The 15,061-nt window shown below is 56.3% G+C and carries 16 protein-coding genes and 1 tRNA gene; 10 read left to right on the top strand and 7 right to left on the bottom strand.

All coding sequences use genetic code 11. From position 1 onward, the window contains the following. Nucleotides 1-71: 71 nt before the first annotated feature. Complete coding sequence (locus EP166_RS03830; RefSeq protein ID WP_127555463.1) at nt 72-953, bottom strand: DUF1853 family protein; 882 nt, start codon at nt 951-953, stop codon at nt 72-74. A gap of 54 nt (nt 954-1,007) precedes the next feature. On the opposite strand from EP166_RS03830, the gene EP166_RS03825 reads away from it, so the two are divergent. From EP166_RS03825 to EP166_RS03805, 5 genes are all read left to right on the top strand, one after another. Continuing rightward, nucleotides 1,008-1,907, top strand: coding sequence for an NAD(+) kinase (locus EP166_RS03825; RefSeq protein ID WP_127555462.1), 900 nt, complete (start codon nt 1,008-1,010; stop codon nt 1,905-1,907). 77 nt (nt 1,908-1,984) lie between these two features. Then, nucleotides 1,985-2,263 carry a YeaC family protein gene (locus EP166_RS03820; RefSeq protein WP_127555461.1) on the top strand — a complete coding sequence of 93 codons (279 nt, stop codon included), beginning with the start codon at nt 1,985-1,987 and terminating at the stop codon, nt 2,261-2,263. Beyond that, nucleotides 2,260-3,120, top strand: coding sequence for a DUF2797 domain-containing protein (locus EP166_RS03815; RefSeq protein ID WP_127555460.1), 861 nt, complete (start codon nt 2,260-2,262; stop codon nt 3,118-3,120). Before EP166_RS03820 ends, EP166_RS03815 begins: the two co-directional genes overlap by 4 nt. A 105-nt stretch (nt 3,121-3,225) precedes the next feature. Next, complete coding sequence (gene pepN / locus EP166_RS03810; RefSeq protein ID WP_127555459.1) at nt 3,226-5,859, top strand: aminopeptidase N; 2,634 nt, start codon at nt 3,226-3,228, stop codon at nt 5,857-5,859. A gap of 101 nt (nt 5,860-5,960) precedes the next feature. After that, a tRNA-Ala gene (locus tag EP166_RS03805) sits at nt 5,961-6,036 on the top strand. A 46-nt stretch (nt 6,037-6,082) separates the two neighbouring features. On the opposite strand, the gene EP166_RS03800 is transcribed toward EP166_RS03805, so the two are convergent. Further along, nucleotides 6,083-7,078 (bottom strand): OmpA/MotB family protein, encoded by a 996-nt coding sequence (locus tag EP166_RS03800; RefSeq protein WP_127555458.1) that lies wholly within the window; start codon nt 7,076-7,078, stop codon nt 6,083-6,085. A 267-nt stretch (nt 7,079-7,345) separates the two neighbouring features. Here EP166_RS03800 and EP166_RS03795 point away from each other — a divergent pair, with 267 nt between their 5' ends. Together EP166_RS03795 and EP166_RS03790 are read left to right on the top strand one after the other, a co-directional pair. Continuing rightward, the gene (locus tag EP166_RS03795) at nt 7,346-9,022 is read left to right on the top strand and encodes an AMP-binding protein (RefSeq protein WP_127555457.1); all 1,677 of its coding nucleotides are present in this window, start codon (nt 7,346-7,348) and stop codon (nt 9,020-9,022) included. Between the two features lie 263 nt (nt 9,023-9,285). Continuing rightward, nucleotides 9,286-9,567 (top strand): hypothetical protein, encoded by a 282-nt coding sequence (locus EP166_RS03790; RefSeq protein ID WP_127555456.1) that lies wholly within the window; start codon nt 9,286-9,288, stop codon nt 9,565-9,567. Between the two features lie 2 nt (nt 9,568-9,569). Here the strand turns inward: EP166_RS03790 and EP166_RS03785 are convergent, their stop codons facing one another. From EP166_RS03785 to EP166_RS03775, 3 genes are read right to left on the bottom strand one after another with little or no spacing between them, the layout of a single operon-like run. Continuing rightward, the gene (locus EP166_RS03785; RefSeq protein WP_127555455.1) at nt 9,570-10,313 is read right to left on the bottom strand and encodes a heparan-alpha-glucosaminide N-acetyltransferase; all 744 of its coding nucleotides are present in this window, start codon (nt 10,311-10,313) and stop codon (nt 9,570-9,572) included. After that, entirely contained in the window at nt 10,310-10,876 is a 567-nt protein-coding gene (locus EP166_RS03780; protein WP_127555454.1) for a hypothetical protein, read from the bottom strand. Before EP166_RS03780 ends, EP166_RS03785 begins: the two co-directional genes overlap by 4 nt. Before the next feature lie 4 nt (nt 10,877-10,880). Further along, the gene (locus EP166_RS03775; RefSeq protein WP_127555453.1) at nt 10,881-11,222 is read right to left on the bottom strand and encodes a hypothetical protein; all 342 of its coding nucleotides are present in this window, start codon (nt 11,220-11,222) and stop codon (nt 10,881-10,883) included. A gap of 82 nt (nt 11,223-11,304) precedes the next feature. Here EP166_RS03775 and EP166_RS03770 point away from each other — a divergent pair, with 82 nt between their 5' ends. After that, nucleotides 11,305-12,342 carry an NADP(H)-dependent aldo-keto reductase gene (locus tag EP166_RS03770; protein ID WP_127555452.1) on the top strand — a complete coding sequence of 346 codons (1,038 nt, stop codon included), beginning with the start codon at nt 11,305-11,307 and terminating at the stop codon, nt 12,340-12,342. A gap of 69 nt (nt 12,343-12,411) precedes the next feature. Here the strand turns inward: EP166_RS03770 and EP166_RS03765 are convergent, their stop codons facing one another. Further along, entirely contained in the window at nt 12,412-12,684 is a 273-nt protein-coding gene (locus EP166_RS03765; RefSeq protein WP_164743798.1) for a PilZ domain-containing protein, read from the bottom strand. Next, nucleotides 12,681-13,454, bottom strand: a complete 774-nt coding sequence (locus EP166_RS03760; protein WP_164743797.1) for an MBL fold metallo-hydrolase — start codon at nt 13,452-13,454, stop codon at nt 12,681-12,683. Before EP166_RS03760 ends, EP166_RS03765 begins: the two co-directional genes overlap by 4 nt. 170 nt (nt 13,455-13,624) lie before the next feature. Between EP166_RS03760 and yaaA the strand changes: the two genes are divergently transcribed. Both yaaA and EP166_RS03750 read left to right on the top strand, forming a co-directional pair. Next, nucleotides 13,625-14,419 carry a peroxide stress protein YaaA gene (yaaA, locus tag EP166_RS03755; protein WP_342775585.1) on the top strand — a complete coding sequence of 265 codons (795 nt, stop codon included), beginning with the start codon at nt 13,625-13,627 and terminating at the stop codon, nt 14,417-14,419. A 45-nt stretch (nt 14,420-14,464) separates the two neighbouring features. Then, a complete protein-coding gene (locus tag EP166_RS03750; protein WP_127555449.1) occupies nt 14,465-15,049 on the top strand; it encodes a YajG family lipoprotein in 585 nt (194 codons plus the stop codon). Nucleotides 15,050-15,061 lie beyond the last annotated feature (12 nt).

Here is a 15,061-nt window from a genome sequence, read left to right as displayed (position 1 = left end):
CAGGCGTTGTAGCCCGCCAGGTGTGGTTTCTAGCGTGATTCGATGGCTTGGTGTTTGGTGGTCAGGCTGGTTCACAACGGCGTTCCTGTAGGACTGCTGGCGGATGCAAAGCGCCGCAGCATACTGGCGCGGGCCTGTTCTGGCCAGTCATCGGGTACGATGAACCAGTGCCCTTCATGAGACTCGTTGGGCAGTCGGCCCAGCCACTGCGCCGGTGCCGGGTGTTTGCGAGCCTCCTCTGGGCCCGGGTGCTGAGATAACCACTGGCTCTTGTTGATCCAGCGACCGCCCAAACCCTGTTGCCGGGCCTGGGTTTCCGTCAGCCAGGGGCGGATCAGTGCATTCGGGGCGATCAGCGGCCAGGGCGACGCATTGTTTCTATCGTCGAAAGGGACAAAACCACGACCCGTTACCCAACCCAGGGAATGATCGGGCACTGGCAAGTGCCCGGGCCAGGCACCTTCCCGGGCTGCGCGCTCCGGTAAGGTCAACTGGTGCGACAGCAGTCGTTGCGATTTTACGGTCATGAAGTCTTTAAAACCGGATCCGATCCAGCGGCATTCGGGGGCGATACCTGCACCAGCGGGAATCAGCAGGTAAAACTTGAGAGCCAGCTCCAGGTGCAGAATTTGCCCCTGGCGGCGGTCTTCCAGCAACAGGTCGAGTTCGCCGAGGGTTCGTGTGGTGCCGCGTATGATGCAATTGCTCGCCAGAATCCGGTAATCCGCCGAGGTGCTGAACAGCGCCTGTACCAGGGCCTCGAAATAATGGCCCAGCTTACCGTGCCGGGCTTGTTCGAGTGCGTCGCCAAGGCTGGCAATGATCGGGTCAATCAGGTCGGTGGTGAAGGCATCGCCGGGATGCCAGCTCAGTTCGGGCGCAGGCAGCAGGGCAGGAGCCTGAAGGATCCACTTCAAATCCTGTCGCAATTGCGTGCTGACGGCTTCGTCCATGCGCTTCCCTTCTGGTATGCTTCGGAACCCTGGACGATAACCGAAGCGACCTGAATGACCAAACCCGAACACACCCAATCCTTCGATCGGATTGGCATTGTTGGCCGACTCGACAGCGACAGCGTGGTTCACTCTGTCCGCCGGCTGACGCACTTGCTGAGCGAGTTGGACCGGGCCTGTCGCATCGACTTGCCGTTGGCGGAGGCCATACCGGGGTTGAATTGTGAAGCCCTTGACCGACCGGGCCTGGGCCAGTGGGCCGATCTGATCATCGTGGTCGGCGGCGACGGCACCTTGCTTGGTGCTGCTCGTGACCTGGCAGAATTCAATGTGCCTTTGCTCGGCATCAACCGCGGCCGTCTTGGCTTTCTGACCGACATTATGCCAGTGGAGATGGAGCAGAAAGTGCGGGATGTGTTTTCTGGCCGCTACGTCATTGAAAACCGCTTTTTGCTGCAGGCAAGCATTATCCGGAACGGCAGGGTACTGGAAACGGGCCGGGCGCTGAATGATGTAGTGCTGCACTCTGGTCAGAGCATCCGCATGATCGAATTCGAGCTCTACATTAATGGTCAGTTTGTCTACAGCCAGCGCTCCGATGGCCTGATCGTATCGACCCCCACCGGCTCTACCGCCTACGCGCTCTCAGCGGGCGGGCCTCTGGTGCACCCGAGCCTCGACACCATGATTCTGGTACCCATGTTTCCGCACAGCCTGAATAACCGGCCCCTGGTGGTCGGTGCCGACGCCAAGCTGAGCATTCAACTGGGCGAAGACCACGGGTTCGAACCGCAAATCAGCTTCGATGCCCAGCATCACATCGCCATCGCGCCGGGCGATGAACTGCGCATCAGCCGGTTCCCGCAGGCGTTGCGGCTGTTGCACCCGGAAGATCACAACTATTATGAGATTTGCCGCACCAAACTGGGCTGGGGCAACCGTCTCGAAGACTAACCGTTAGGAATGCCGCCCTTGTGTCTGGTCGCTTTGACCGCACATGAGGACACAGCAGGGTGGAAGAGGGTGAACCTATGAATTTTGATGCCGTCGCCGGGAGCTTGTCTCCCGAAGTGTACAGCCGGCTTAAAGAAGCCGTTGAACTTGGTAAATGGCCCAATGGCGTGGCGCTGACTAAAGAGCAAAAGGCCCTGTGTCTGGAGGCCTGCCTGAAATATGAAATCAGTAATGGCGTGCCCGAAGAGGCTCGCACTGGCTACATTGATCGGCCCGAGTCGGTTAAGCGCAAGGCGGAAAAGCTGAATGATATCCAGGTGATCAACTTGCCCGGCGCCGGAGACACCTTGCAATGAATCTCGATCTGTTTAGCGAGTCCAGCGATAACGCGACTGAGCTCGGTCGCGGCGGGCTGGAAAAAATGCTCAGCGATGCCACCTCGCCGGTGCATTACCGGTTGCGGCTCGGTAACCACGAGATCGACATGAACGCGCGGATTGGCTCGCCCATTCGGCTTGAGTATCTGGGTGAAATTCGCTGCGTTTATTGCGACAAGGTGACCAATAAGAGCTTCGGCCAGGGATATTGCTACGAACATTTCACGACGCTGGCGCAATGCGACAGCTGCATGATGAGCCCGGAAAAATGCCACTTCGATCAGGGCACCTGTCGCGAACCGGAATGGGCAGAAGTGACCTGCATGCAATCGCATTACGTCTACCTGGCCAACGCCAGCGGCATCAAGGTGGGCATTACCCGCGGCGGCCAGGTGCCGACGCGCTGGATCGACCAGGGTGCGACCCAGGCGATGATCATTGCCCGGGTTACCTCGCGCAAACTGGCCGGCTTGTTGGAAGTGGTCTTTAAGCAGCATGTCGCCGATAAAACCAATTGGCGCACCATGTTGAAAGGCACCTCCGAGCCACTGGATTTACCGGCATTGCGTGACCAGCTAGTGGCCGAGTGTCGCCCGGAACTGGATGCCCTGATCGCAGACCATGGCTTACAGGCCATTCAGTTGATCAACCACGCCGAGGTGCGTTCGCTGGATTACCCGGTAGACCAGTACCCCGAAAAAGTCAGCAGCCTGACGCTCGACAAGCAACCGGTTGTAGAAGGTACCTTGCTGGGCATCAAGGGCCAGTATTGGATTCTTGATACCGGCGTGATCAACATTCGTCGCCACACCGGCTACCAGGTGGTGTTGCGTTAACGACTGGCTGTCGGGCTTTTACCAGAGCCTGTTATCTGGCCATTGCATTGGCCGTTACGCACGGCCTTTCCGACCCGACCCTAGAAGGGCAAAAGTGAGACACTGATGAGAACACAGGATCCGAAAACCATTTACCTCAGGGAGTACCAGCAACCGGCTTTCTGGGTAGAACACATTAGTCTGACCGTGAGCCTCTTTGATGGCTACACCGAAGTCTCGTCAGAACTGACCCTGAAAAAGAACTCGACGGTCGCCAGTCGCGAACTGGTGCTAAACGGCATTGATCAGGATATTCAGTCCCTGCAGTTGGATGAAAAACAACTGAGCAGTGCCGACTATCACTATGCGGAGGGCGTACTCACTCTCAATTGCGATTCGGATGAAGCCATTTTCCGTGCCGTCACGCGCATTGATCCGCAGAACAACACCTCGCTCGAAGGCTTATACCAGTCGGGTTCAATGTATTGCACCCAATGTGAGGCGGAAGGCTTTCGCAAAATCACCTTTTACCCTGATCGCCCCGATGTCATGGCCACCTTTACCACACGCATCGAAGCCGACGCCAGCAAGTTTCCGGTGTTGCTATCCAACGGTAATCCGATAGACAGCGGTACCCTGGAAGGCGGGAGACACTTTGCCGTCTGGGAGGACCCCTTTCCGAAACCGAGTTATCTTTTTGCGCTGGTCGCTGGCGACCTGAGCAGCAAGGATGACCGGTTCACGACCCGCAGCGGTCGCGACGTCACGTTGAGAATTTTTGTTGAACCGCAGAATGCACACAAGGTCGATTTTGCGCTCGACTCCCTGAAAAAAGCCATGCAATGGGACGAAGCAGTCTATGGGCGGGAATACGATCTGGATCTGTTCATGATCGTCGCCTCCGACTTCTTCAACATGGGCGCGATGGAAAACAAAGGCCTGAATATTTTCAACAGTGCGGCTGTGCTCGCCTCGCCCGACACCTCGAACGATCAGCGCTTTGAACGCATTGAAGGTATTGTCGCGCACGAGTATTTCCACAACTGGAGTGGCAACCGAGTCACCTGCCGCGACTGGTTTCAGCTGTCGTTGAAAGAAGGGTTTACCGTTTTTCGTGATACCGAGTTCAGCTCCGACATGCATGATCGTGCGGTGAAACGAATAGAAACCGTCGCCGGTCTGCGGGCTGTTCAGTTCCCGGAAGACAACGGCCCGATGGCGCACCCGGTTCGGCCCGATTCATACATTGAAATTAATAATTTCTACACCGCCACCGTGTATGAAAAGGGCGCCGAAGTTGTGCGCATGATTCACACCCTGGTTGGACCGGACGATTTTCGACGCGGTTCGGATCTGTACTTTGAACGCTTTGACGGCCAGGCAGTAACCACCGACGATTTTGTGGCCTGCATGGAGCAGGTGTCCGGTCTGGATTTGACTCAGTTTAAGCGCTGGTACACCCAGGCGGGTACACCCCGGTTGTCGGTGACCGACGACTACGATGCGGACAGCCAAACTTATCGGCTGTCTTTTCACCAGTCGTGTCCGGCAACACCCGGACAGACCGATAAACTCCCCTTTGTGATTCCGGTCAAACTGGGTCTGTTGGGTGCCGATGGCAACGATTTGCCCATTCACACCAGCGCCAATTACAACGCCGGTACCGAGGTGCTGACTCTCGCCGATGAAACGACTGAGGTCGTCTTTACCGGTGTATCAGAACGGCCTGTCCCCAGTTTGCTGAGGGATTTTTCAGCCCCGGTGAAGTTGTCGTTTGGTTACAGCGACGAGCAACTGGCGTTCCTGGCTGCCAACGATGCCAACGGCTTCAACCGCTGGGACGCATTGCAGCAACTGTACCTCCGCGCCATTCTGAGCATGGCGACGGAGCACCGTGCGGGTCGCTCTATGACACCGCCTTCGGTGTTGGTGGAAACCGTGGCCAATGTAGCGGGCGATGCCTCTCTGTCACACGCCATTCGCGCCAGCATGCTGACCTTGCCAGGCTACGCCATTCTCAAAGACGCCGTCGACGTCGTCTACATTGACGACCTGATCGCCGCGCGCAAGCACCTGGTCAAGACACTCGCCACCCGTTACCGGGACATCTGGCGGTCTCTGACCGAGAAGCTGAGCAGCGAAGCACCCTATGAATTCAATGCCGAAGAATCCGGTCGTCGTCAGTTGCAGGGCCTGAGCCTCTGGTACTGGTTGAAGGCTGGTGACCAGGCGGCGTTCGATTTCGCCGCTCAACTGTACGCCAGCGCCACTAACCAGACCGATCGCAGCAACGCCCTGCGAGCGGTTCTGGCGGGCGATGCCGAGGCCTTGCAACAGTCGTTGCTGAGCGATTTTTACGAGCACTGGCAGTCGGATACGCAGATGGTAGAGCAATGGCTGACCATGCAAGCGGGAACGCCTGGCATGACGGTCACGGGCATTGAAACGCTGATGCAACACCCGGCCTTTGACATCAAGAACCCGAACAAGGTGCGCAGTGTCATTGTTGGCTTTGCGATGAACACCGAGTCGTTTCACGATGCCAGGGGAGAGGGGTATGCCTTGCTTGCGAAGGTGGTTCAGCAGTTGAATGCCCTGAATCCGCAACTGGCCGCCAGACTGGTAACGCTGTTGTCAGACTGGAAGCGCTACGATGCAGACCGCGGCAAGATGATGGCGTCAGCCCTGGAGACCATTCTGGCCACCGAATCACTGTCATCGAACGTCTTTGAAATGGCTCAGCGGGCTCTGAAAGACTAAGTAGGGCGCATAACTGCTTGAAATACAACACAAAGTATTGACAGCGGGTTCGGCGCCAGTAGAATACGCAGCGGTGTCAGACGGGAGTCCGGCACCGAATTGGGGCTATAGCTCAGCTGGGAGAGCGCCTGCATGGCATGCAGGAGGTCTGCGGTTCGATCCCGCATAGCTCCACCAAATTTAAAAAACCGGCCCTTGTGGCCGGTTTTTTTATGGTCGCTTTTTATTGCGGTGTCAGCGGCTCTAGAATAATCTCAATACGCCGGTTCCGCTGTCGACTGGCGTCATCTGTCTCTTCTACCTGCGGCTGAGTATCGGCAACACCGGTTGCACTCAGACGTTGCGGGTCTATGCCCAGTTCCGTAAGGCGGCGCACCGCGGCGCTGGCTCGGGCTGAGCTCAACTCCCAGTTGGTTGGGTAGAGGCTTCTCATTGAGACCACGGGCAAGCTGTCGCTGTGACCGACTACCCGGATGTTGTATTGCTCAAAACTTTCTATGGCTTCAGCGACGTCTTCGAGTACCGCAACGGACTGGCTGTTTAACTGAGCTGAACCCGAATCAAACAGAATGGCCTCCGGCAACTGGATCACGGTGGATCCATCGTCCCGTTGCTCAATCGACTGAGTGCGGTTGTCGCTCAATGCCGCCAGTTGTTGCTCCAGCGCATCGATGGCCTGTTGTTCACGCTGCAGGCGACTCTCCAGGTCTTCTACTTCTTCTTCCCGACCGGTCAGGGCGGTATTGGCGGCCTGCAATTGCTGTTGGTAGCGTTCGTTGAGGCGAATTTGCTGTTCCAGCTGCTCTCTCAACTCACGGTTTTCCTGAGCCTGCGCATCGGCTTCCGATTCCAGCCTTGCCAGTTCCCGTTGACGACTGGATGCCGCCTCCAGTCGCTGCTGGGATTGCTGTTGCGTGGCAACCAGGCTGGAGTATTCCTCGGTCACCTCGTTTAGCCGAGCTTGCAGCTCCGCTACGATGTCCGACAGGTCCGTCTGCTGGCTCGTGAACTGACCCAGACGTTGTTCGAGCTGTCGGTTGGTTTCGGATAGGGTTTGCAGGCGGGTGCGGGCAGCGAGCAGGTCTTCAGTTTGACTGCTGACTTGCTGTTCCAGTGTTTTGGTTGAGCTGGTGAGTTGCTGGTTGTCCCATAGCACGTAAGCCGTAAACAGCGCGAGCAGCAGGGCGGCAGTCAATGCCCAGAGAGTCGATCTTGGCATGGCATTTTCCTATGTCAGTGATGTGTCAAGCATGACCCAAAACCCGGGCGAGTGTCGACACTCTTTCGCCACCAATCACCTTCAGGGCATCGCAGTGGTTGCCTTGTAGTTGAAGAACCGTCAGCTAGTCGGTCATGACGTCCAATATACGTGCGTTTGCGCAGCCACTGGTCAATACTGCTAAGGTTATTGTCCGTGTTCCAGCCCCGCCGGGATAACACCCGAACGCTGGTATCGACACCTACAAATAAAAACAATGGAAACGAGATGAACAATACCAAACAAGAACGCCACTATCAGACACCCTTGCAGGAACTGGCGCGCCATGTGCGAGAGCGGGGCGATGACGCCTATCTGCACCAGCCGGTTAACCGGCGATTGACTGTGTGGACCTGGCGGCAGGTTGATGAGGACGCGCGCAAGGTTGCCAATGGCCTGAAATCCCTTGGGTTGAGCCCGGGCGACCGGGTTGCCATTTTTGCCAAAAACAGTGCCGAATGGTTTATTGCCGACTGGGCCATCATGATGGCCGGCATGGTCAGTGTGCCCATTTATGCGACAGCGGGTGAATCAACGCTGCAATACATACTCGATCACAGCGAAGCCAAGGCGATCTTCGTTGGCAAGCTGGACGACAAAACCGCGGGGTCTCAGGTATTTGATGGTTCTATTCCCCGAATCGGGTTTCCCTACGATACAGTCGAGCACGATATCCGCTGGCAGGACTGGATTAGTCAGCAAACGCCAATAGCGGAGGTAGCCGAGGCGGGTCTCGAGGACATTATGTCCATTGTTTATACCTCGGGCAGTACCGGTAACCCGAAAGGCGTGGTCCTGAAGTTTGGTCAGTACGCTGCCGCCGCGACGGCCAATCGAAGCGTGATCAATTTGCGGCCAGATGATCGCACGGTATCGTATTTGCCACTGGCTCATATAACCGAGCGTACCGTGATACAGGGCACGTCTCTCTATGCCGGAGGCCCCGTCTATTTTGTTGAATCGCTCGATACGTTTGTCGACGATTTGAAAGTAGCACAGCCGACGGCCTTCTTGTCGGTGCCGCGGCTTTGGGTGCGCTTTCAGGCTGGGGTGCATGAGAAAATGCCGGAACAAAAGCTCCAAAAATTGTTAGGTATTCCGCTGCTTGGCAAACTCGTTGCGAAGAAAATTCGTCAGGGGTTGGGCTTGAATTCGGTGCGTATTTTTGGATCGGGTTCGGCGCCCATCTCACCCAGCACCTTGCACTGGTACTACCGGCTGGGCATTCCCATCTGTGAAGCCTGGGGCATGACGGAAACGGCTGGCTTGTCGACCACCAATATGCCGTTTCGAAAAGACCGGCTGGGCACCATCGGGGTGCCCATTGATTGCCTCGATATTCGCCTCAGCGAGCAGGGCGAGATGCAGGTTCGTGGCGACACCGTCTTCGAATCCTACTACAAAAACCCGGAAGCGACGGCCGATTCATTTGAAGACGGCTGGTTTAAAACCGGCGACAAGGCCATTAAAAACCCGGATGGATCCTACACCATCGTGGGGCGGTTGAAAGAAGAATTCAAAACCGCCAAGGGCAAGTATGTTGCCCCGGTTCCCATAGAAAGTCAGCTGGCGGGCAATCCTGACATCGAACAGGTTTGTCTGATGGGCAGTGGTCGCACGCAACCGGTGGCTGTGGTGGTAATGGCCGAGCATTTGCGCAAGTCTGACCGGGAACCACTGAGGGCTTCGCTGCAGCATACGTTGTCGGCCGTTAATGCCGGACTGGAATCACACCAGCGCCTCGATGGCATTCTGGTGGCGGATGACCTATGGAGCATAGAAAACGGTCTGCTAACGCCAACATTGAAGCTGAAGCGAGCCGACCTTGAGCGTCAGTATCAGGATCGTCTGGCGAACGTGTCGGCCGGTAAAGTGTTTTGGGAAGACGAGACCGTGACCGGTTAGTACGACCTTTCTCCGCGTCTTAACGAACACAATCATCAATAAGCCCGATCATCGATCGGGCTTTTTTATTTGCTTCGCCAGAGCGTGACGGTCAAGCGCCAAGTTGAGGCTTTCAGGCAAAGCGTGCATCAATGTGGGGCTTTATTAACCGGGTAGATACCCAGGCAGGGTAGGTTCTGGGCAGGCAAGCTTATTGCATAATCGGTCATGGCAATCGCTTTATTGTCGGCCTTGCGGAATCAATTTCAGCACAGGAGTCGAGTATGTCAGAACAACAACACTGGTTGATCAAACCCGAAAATTACCGGGCGCTGCAGAATATTCGCAAACGCATTCGCGCCATTTACGGTGATGACATTCGCATCACGTCGACGCAGGATCTGGCGATTCTGACCCGCTATCGCAACGATAAGGATGCAAAACTGAATGCATTATTGTCGGAATTTGAGGCGCGTGCACCGTTCGAGCTGAGTGACTGGGAAAAACCAGCCGTGCATGCACACGGTCAGTCACAGCGAGTGTATCGCGGGCAAGTGGTGGCGTAAGCCTAGCCAAGCAGTAGATAAATCAGCCAGGCCAGGCCGTAGAGAGGAATCTGGTGAATCATGTAGAAACCAAGGCTGTGTCGGCTGAGCCAGATAAAGGGGCCGCTGGTCGGCAGAAATGGCAATTGTCTGATGCCAAATAAACGCTGATGACCGAGGTAAATGCCAATATAAACCATGCCCAGCCAGGGAATCAGGCGCGTAAGATCCATGGTTCCGTCTGGCAGATTCAACGGGGCGCGTAATGCCTGATACAAGGGAGCCAGATTGAACCAGTCGGTCAGGTTGAACAGGGCGATGATGGTGACACCCGCTAACAGGGCAAGGCGCGGGGTAAAAAGCAATGGCAGCGCCAGCAGGCTGGCGACGGCGATAAAGTGAAGCACACCAAACCAGATCCAGTTGCCGGGATAGAAAAAAAAGGTAGCAACACTGAAGGTCAATGCCCCGGCCAGTATTCTGGCTTCCCGTACCCAGAAAGCCCGCCAGCGAATGCCATGAGCGTTCGCCAATACCAGGCTGGCCCCCACGCTGAGAAAGAACAGGGTAACAATGATGCTGCGAAAGATAGCCCAAAAGGGCGCTTTTGCATCGAAGCTCAAGTAGCCAAAGACACTCAGATCGTAGCCAAAATGAAACACGGCCATTAACACCAGTGCCAGGGCACGCATCTGGTCGATGCTGATCAGCCGGCGTTCATGAGTCTGCGCCCAGGCGGGTTGACCTGTCTCAGAGATCGTGGTCAAAACGGGCTGGCCCCCAAGTCAGACAGGTCTACACCATTGGCTGGGAGGTAGATGATCTGATGGTGGGGGCGGCTTCCATTCCAGGCGAGTTGCTGGGTAATCAGCGTCTGGTCTGTGCGCCACTGGGTTTTCAGAATGATGGCATCCCGCTGCAGCGCATCAGACCAGTTGTCTGGCGGGTTATTGGCCGATCCTGCCGGCTGTAGAACCTGTTGTTGAGCCGGTTCGCCATACTGCTGGGTGATCAGGGCGCGAACCGTCTCGAATTGGTCGAGCCAGGTACTCGTTGGGCTTTCCGGGGCAACGCTGAAGATAAATCGACCGGTTTCCAGCCGGCCGTCTTCAAATTGATAGATCAGGCGTGTGCGGTGGATGCCCGGTAAACTGGCCTCGTAGATGAGGTAATCGCGTTCGGTCAGCGGGGTCAGGTTAGGGCGCTGTTCCAGGTCGCGAACCGCCATGGCGTTCTGCCCCCAATTGGCAACGCCGAAATCTTCGGCGCTGGCCAGCGGAGTGACGATCAGCAGCCCGAGGGCCAACCAGGCCTGACTGAGCAGTCGCATGGGATTAGCTCCGCTCGAAACGGTCGAGCAGTTCGTCACCACTCAATTCGTCAAAATCTGCCGTATCCAGGTCATCGAGTGGTTCTGACTTCGGATATTGAGCGGATTTCGGGTCGACGGTACTTTCGACGGTTGGCTTGACCGGAGGCTGCCCCGCGCTGGTGTCTTTGCCTCTGTTTTCTTCCAGAAACTTCGCATAGGCCGACTTGCTGCGGTTCTTGTGCTTGGCCAAACGGTTTTTGCTGGGGATCTTGCCCTTGTCGCCTTTGCTGATAAAGGTTTTCTTGGACCCGGTTTTAATGCCGAGCCGGTCCTTCAGCGAACGACTCTTTTTTCTGCGTGACATGCTTTTCCCATCGAATTGGGTTGAATGTGCCCCTATTATAGACCCTTACTGGCGAATCTAAATGCACAGAATAGGGTAATTCATGGAATACAGAGAATTAGGCCGCTCCGGCATCAAGGTGTCGAGCATTGCACTGGGTACAATGACCTGGGGGCAGCAGAATACCGAAGCCGAAGCGCACGAGCAGATGGATTACGCGCTGGAGCGTGACATCAATTTTTTTGACGCCGCCGAAATGTATCCGGTCCCTCCCAAGGCTGAGACCTATGGCCGAACTGAAGAATACATCGGCACCTGGTTTAAGCAGCGAGGCCAACGTGACCGGGTTGTGCTGGCCACCAAGGCCATCTCACGGGGAGATTTCGACTACATTCGCGGCGGCCCCACTTTATCGCGGGAACACATCAAACAAGCCTGTGAAGCCAGCTTACGCCGATTGCAGACTGACTACATCGACCTGTATCAACTGCACTGGCCTGATCGCAGCACCAACTTCTTTGGCAAGCTTGGGTTTCAGGGGCTGGATGCAAACGAAGCGGCTGTGAGTATCGAAGAAAGCCTGTCCGCCCTGAACGAACTGGTGCAGGAAGGCAAAGTACGGCGCATTGGTGTTTCCAATGAAACGCCCTGGGGTGTGGCTGAGTATTTGCGCTTGAGCGAGCGTGCGGGGCTGCCGCGTATCGACAGCATTCAAAACCCCTATAATCTGCTCAACCGCAGTTTTGAAGTGGGCCTGGCTGAATTCGCCTGTCGCGAGCAGGTTGGTTTGCTGGCCTATTCGCCGCTGGCGTTTGGTATGCTGGCGGGCAAGTATCTGGATGGCCAGCGCCCTGAAGGTGCCCGCCTGACCTTGTTTGAGCGTTTTCAGCGCTATAACAACGCCCAGGGCTTTGCAGCAACAGCCGACTACGTACAGGTTGCGCGTGACCACGGCCTTGACCCGGCCCAGATGGCGCTCGCCTACGTGACCAGCCGTCAATTTGTAACCAGTAATATCATCGGTGCGACCAGCATGGCGCAGTTAAAGAGCAACATCGACAGTGAAAGTCTGGTGTTGTCGGACCCGGTGCTGGCGGATATTGAAGCCGTGCATCAGCGTCAGCCTAACCCCTGTCCCTGAACTGACAGAAACCCGGTGAGGTAACACGCCCGTCACCGGGGTCACTGAAAGGTGCGTAGGGTTGTTTCTTCAATCGCTGATGATTTTCAGCCCAATACCGGAAGGGGCGTGCCGAACAACCCGCATCACCACAACAGGTGCGGGCATGGGCAGGCCCTGAACCTGGCTTCGTACCTGCGTTCCCAGATTGAAGTGCTGCTTCTGGGCCGGAGTCAGCTCTACAAAGGTGCCACCGTCAGAGATGTTCCAGGTCTTTGCTTCGGTGCGATAACCGTCCCGCGTCACCAGTTCGATGGTCACTTCCAGTGGTGTTCGCGGGTGTCCCCGCTGATCCCGACTCACCACTGATCCCTTAGTTGACGCAGCGCTGTAAAGCGGTCTTGCCTGGTGTCAGTACTGAAACCCTTATCATTGAGCGCCTGCGACAGGGTGTCGTCTTCGAGCCGGAAAAACAAATTGATGTCGGCTTCATCGGCCAGGGTCGTCGTCAGGCGGGTATCCGGTGTTTGCTGGTCGCTGATGGCCTTCATGGCTTCGGCGGGTGGGTGGCCAGGCAGGATACTGAGTGTAAAGGCCAAATTGGTTGGCAGGTAATCGTGCCCGGGGTAAATACGCGTTTCCGGATGGGCTCGTTGGCGAAGTTGCTCAATGCTGTGAAACAGGGTGTCGGTATCGCCGGAACGGGTATTGCCAACACCGGCATTGAACAGGGTGTCGCCACAAATAAGCGCGGGCTCAGGCTCGGTCAGATAAAACACCCCGTGCCCGGGCGTATGGCCGGGGGAGGCCCAGAATTGCGCGGTGGAATGGCCGAGTGTTAACTCGTCGCCATCGGCCAGCCACTGATCGGCCTGAAAGCGGCCCTGACAGGAAGACGGAGCCCGAACCCGGGCGCCGGTCTTGGCCTTCAGCTCGTCCAGATGCCGGATATGATCGCCGTGTTCGTGGGTGATCCAGATATCGGTAATGCGCAACCCCTGATCTTCAGCCAGGGTGAGCAAGTGGTCGGCGTCGTAAGGATCGACTGCCGCTGTGGCCTGACTGTGCTCGCACACCACCAGGTGATTGTAGTTCTGTAAAGAGTTTGGAACGAAGGTTCGAATGACTCTCATGATATACTCGTCAGCATTATTTCTATTAACCCTATGCAAAATTCCCGTTTGAAACAATGATGCTGTCGTGGAATGCTCGGCAGGATAGGCCAGACCCATGCCAGCTGGTAGTGCCTTTACCGGCGGGGCAGGTCACAGCGCAACCATCATACCAGGAGGAACCGTTCCAGATGCCAGCCGTGATGTCGGTTATTTCACCCGCCAAAAAACTGGATTTCGAGACTGCAGCCCCCGTCGACACCCTAACCGAAGGGCGCTTTAATCAGGAGGCCGCTGAACTGGTCGATCTGCTGAGGACCTGCACCGTTGGTGACTTGCAGGGCCTGATGTCACTGAGCGAATCACTGGCCAGCCTGAATGTGGATCGGTTCAGCCGTTGGCAGTTGCCTATGGATCCTGCCCAGAGCAAACCGGCGCTTTTTGCGTTTATCGGGGATGTCTATCAGGGTCTGGAGGCGGCAACACTGACTGCGTCACAGATTGACCAGGCGCAAGAGCAAGTGCGTATTCTGTCGGGTTTGTATGGTGTATTGCGACCCCTTGACCGTATTCTGCCTTATCGGCTGGAAATGGGGACCCGGTTGTCCAACCCGCGTGGGCGATCCCTCTACGACTGGTGGGGCGACACCCTGACCGATGCGCTGGCGGACGATGTTCGTAAAGCCGGTGCCAAAACACTGGTCAACCTGGCGTCAAACGAATACTTTAAAGCGGTAAGGCCGAAACGGTTGCCGGTTCCGGTAGTGACACCGGAATTTCGGGATCTGAAAAACGGGCAGTACAAAATCATCTCGTTCTATGCCAAAAAAGCGCGAGGCCTGATGGTCAGGTACATGCTCGACCAGACCATCGACTCGGTTGAAGACCTTAAGGCGTTTGACTGGGCGGGTTACCGTTTTGATGCTGAGCGGTCCACGGCCAGTCGCTGGCAATTCTTGCGCGACGAGGCCCCGGGTGTCAGTTGACCCGGGCGTTAATACTCAATTCACCACAGGATTCAGGAGTGTGTCATGTTGACGGCTATTCGCGGTTTATGGGTAGGCAGTGCAGCCTTGTTACTGGCTGGTTGCGCCCAGTTTTCACCCCAGCAAATTCAGTTTCAACCTTCGCTTGAGGCCAACAGTATTCCATCCGGTACGGGTGCCTCGGTCTATGTGTTTGCCGAAGACCGTCGCTCCAGTAATCAGATAGGCGTGCGTGGCGGGGCCTATTCAGACAGCAGTGTGATTTCAGCGCGGGGCGATCTGCGGGCAGACCTGCAGCAGCTCTCGGAACAGGTCATGGAGCGAGCGGGTTACCAGCTCGTCGAAATGAATGCGGATGTAGAGCTGACCTTTGCCCTTGAAGAGCTGACCTATCAGGTTACCAGCATTGATGCAGCCCGTAAGGAAGCCACGGGCGCAGCGCGATTCTCAGTGCAGGCGGTTGCTGACGGGGCTGTCTATTCCAACAGCTTTCGGGCTCAGCGCATGATCGAAACCTTGCGGTACCCAAGCGAGGAAGAAAATGCCGAGTTAATGAACTACGTTTTCGATGCTGCTCTTGAGCGGATGTACTCAGATCCGGGTCTTGAGTCCTTTCTTAACCAGCGATAAACCCGATTTGAA

It is taken from the genome of Saccharospirillum alexandrii, from assembly GCF_004000275.1.
GTDB classification, from domain to species: domain Bacteria; phylum Pseudomonadota; class Gammaproteobacteria; order Pseudomonadales; family Natronospirillaceae; genus Saccharospirillum; species Saccharospirillum alexandrii.
This window is presented reverse-complemented; position numbering and strand designations above follow the sequence as displayed.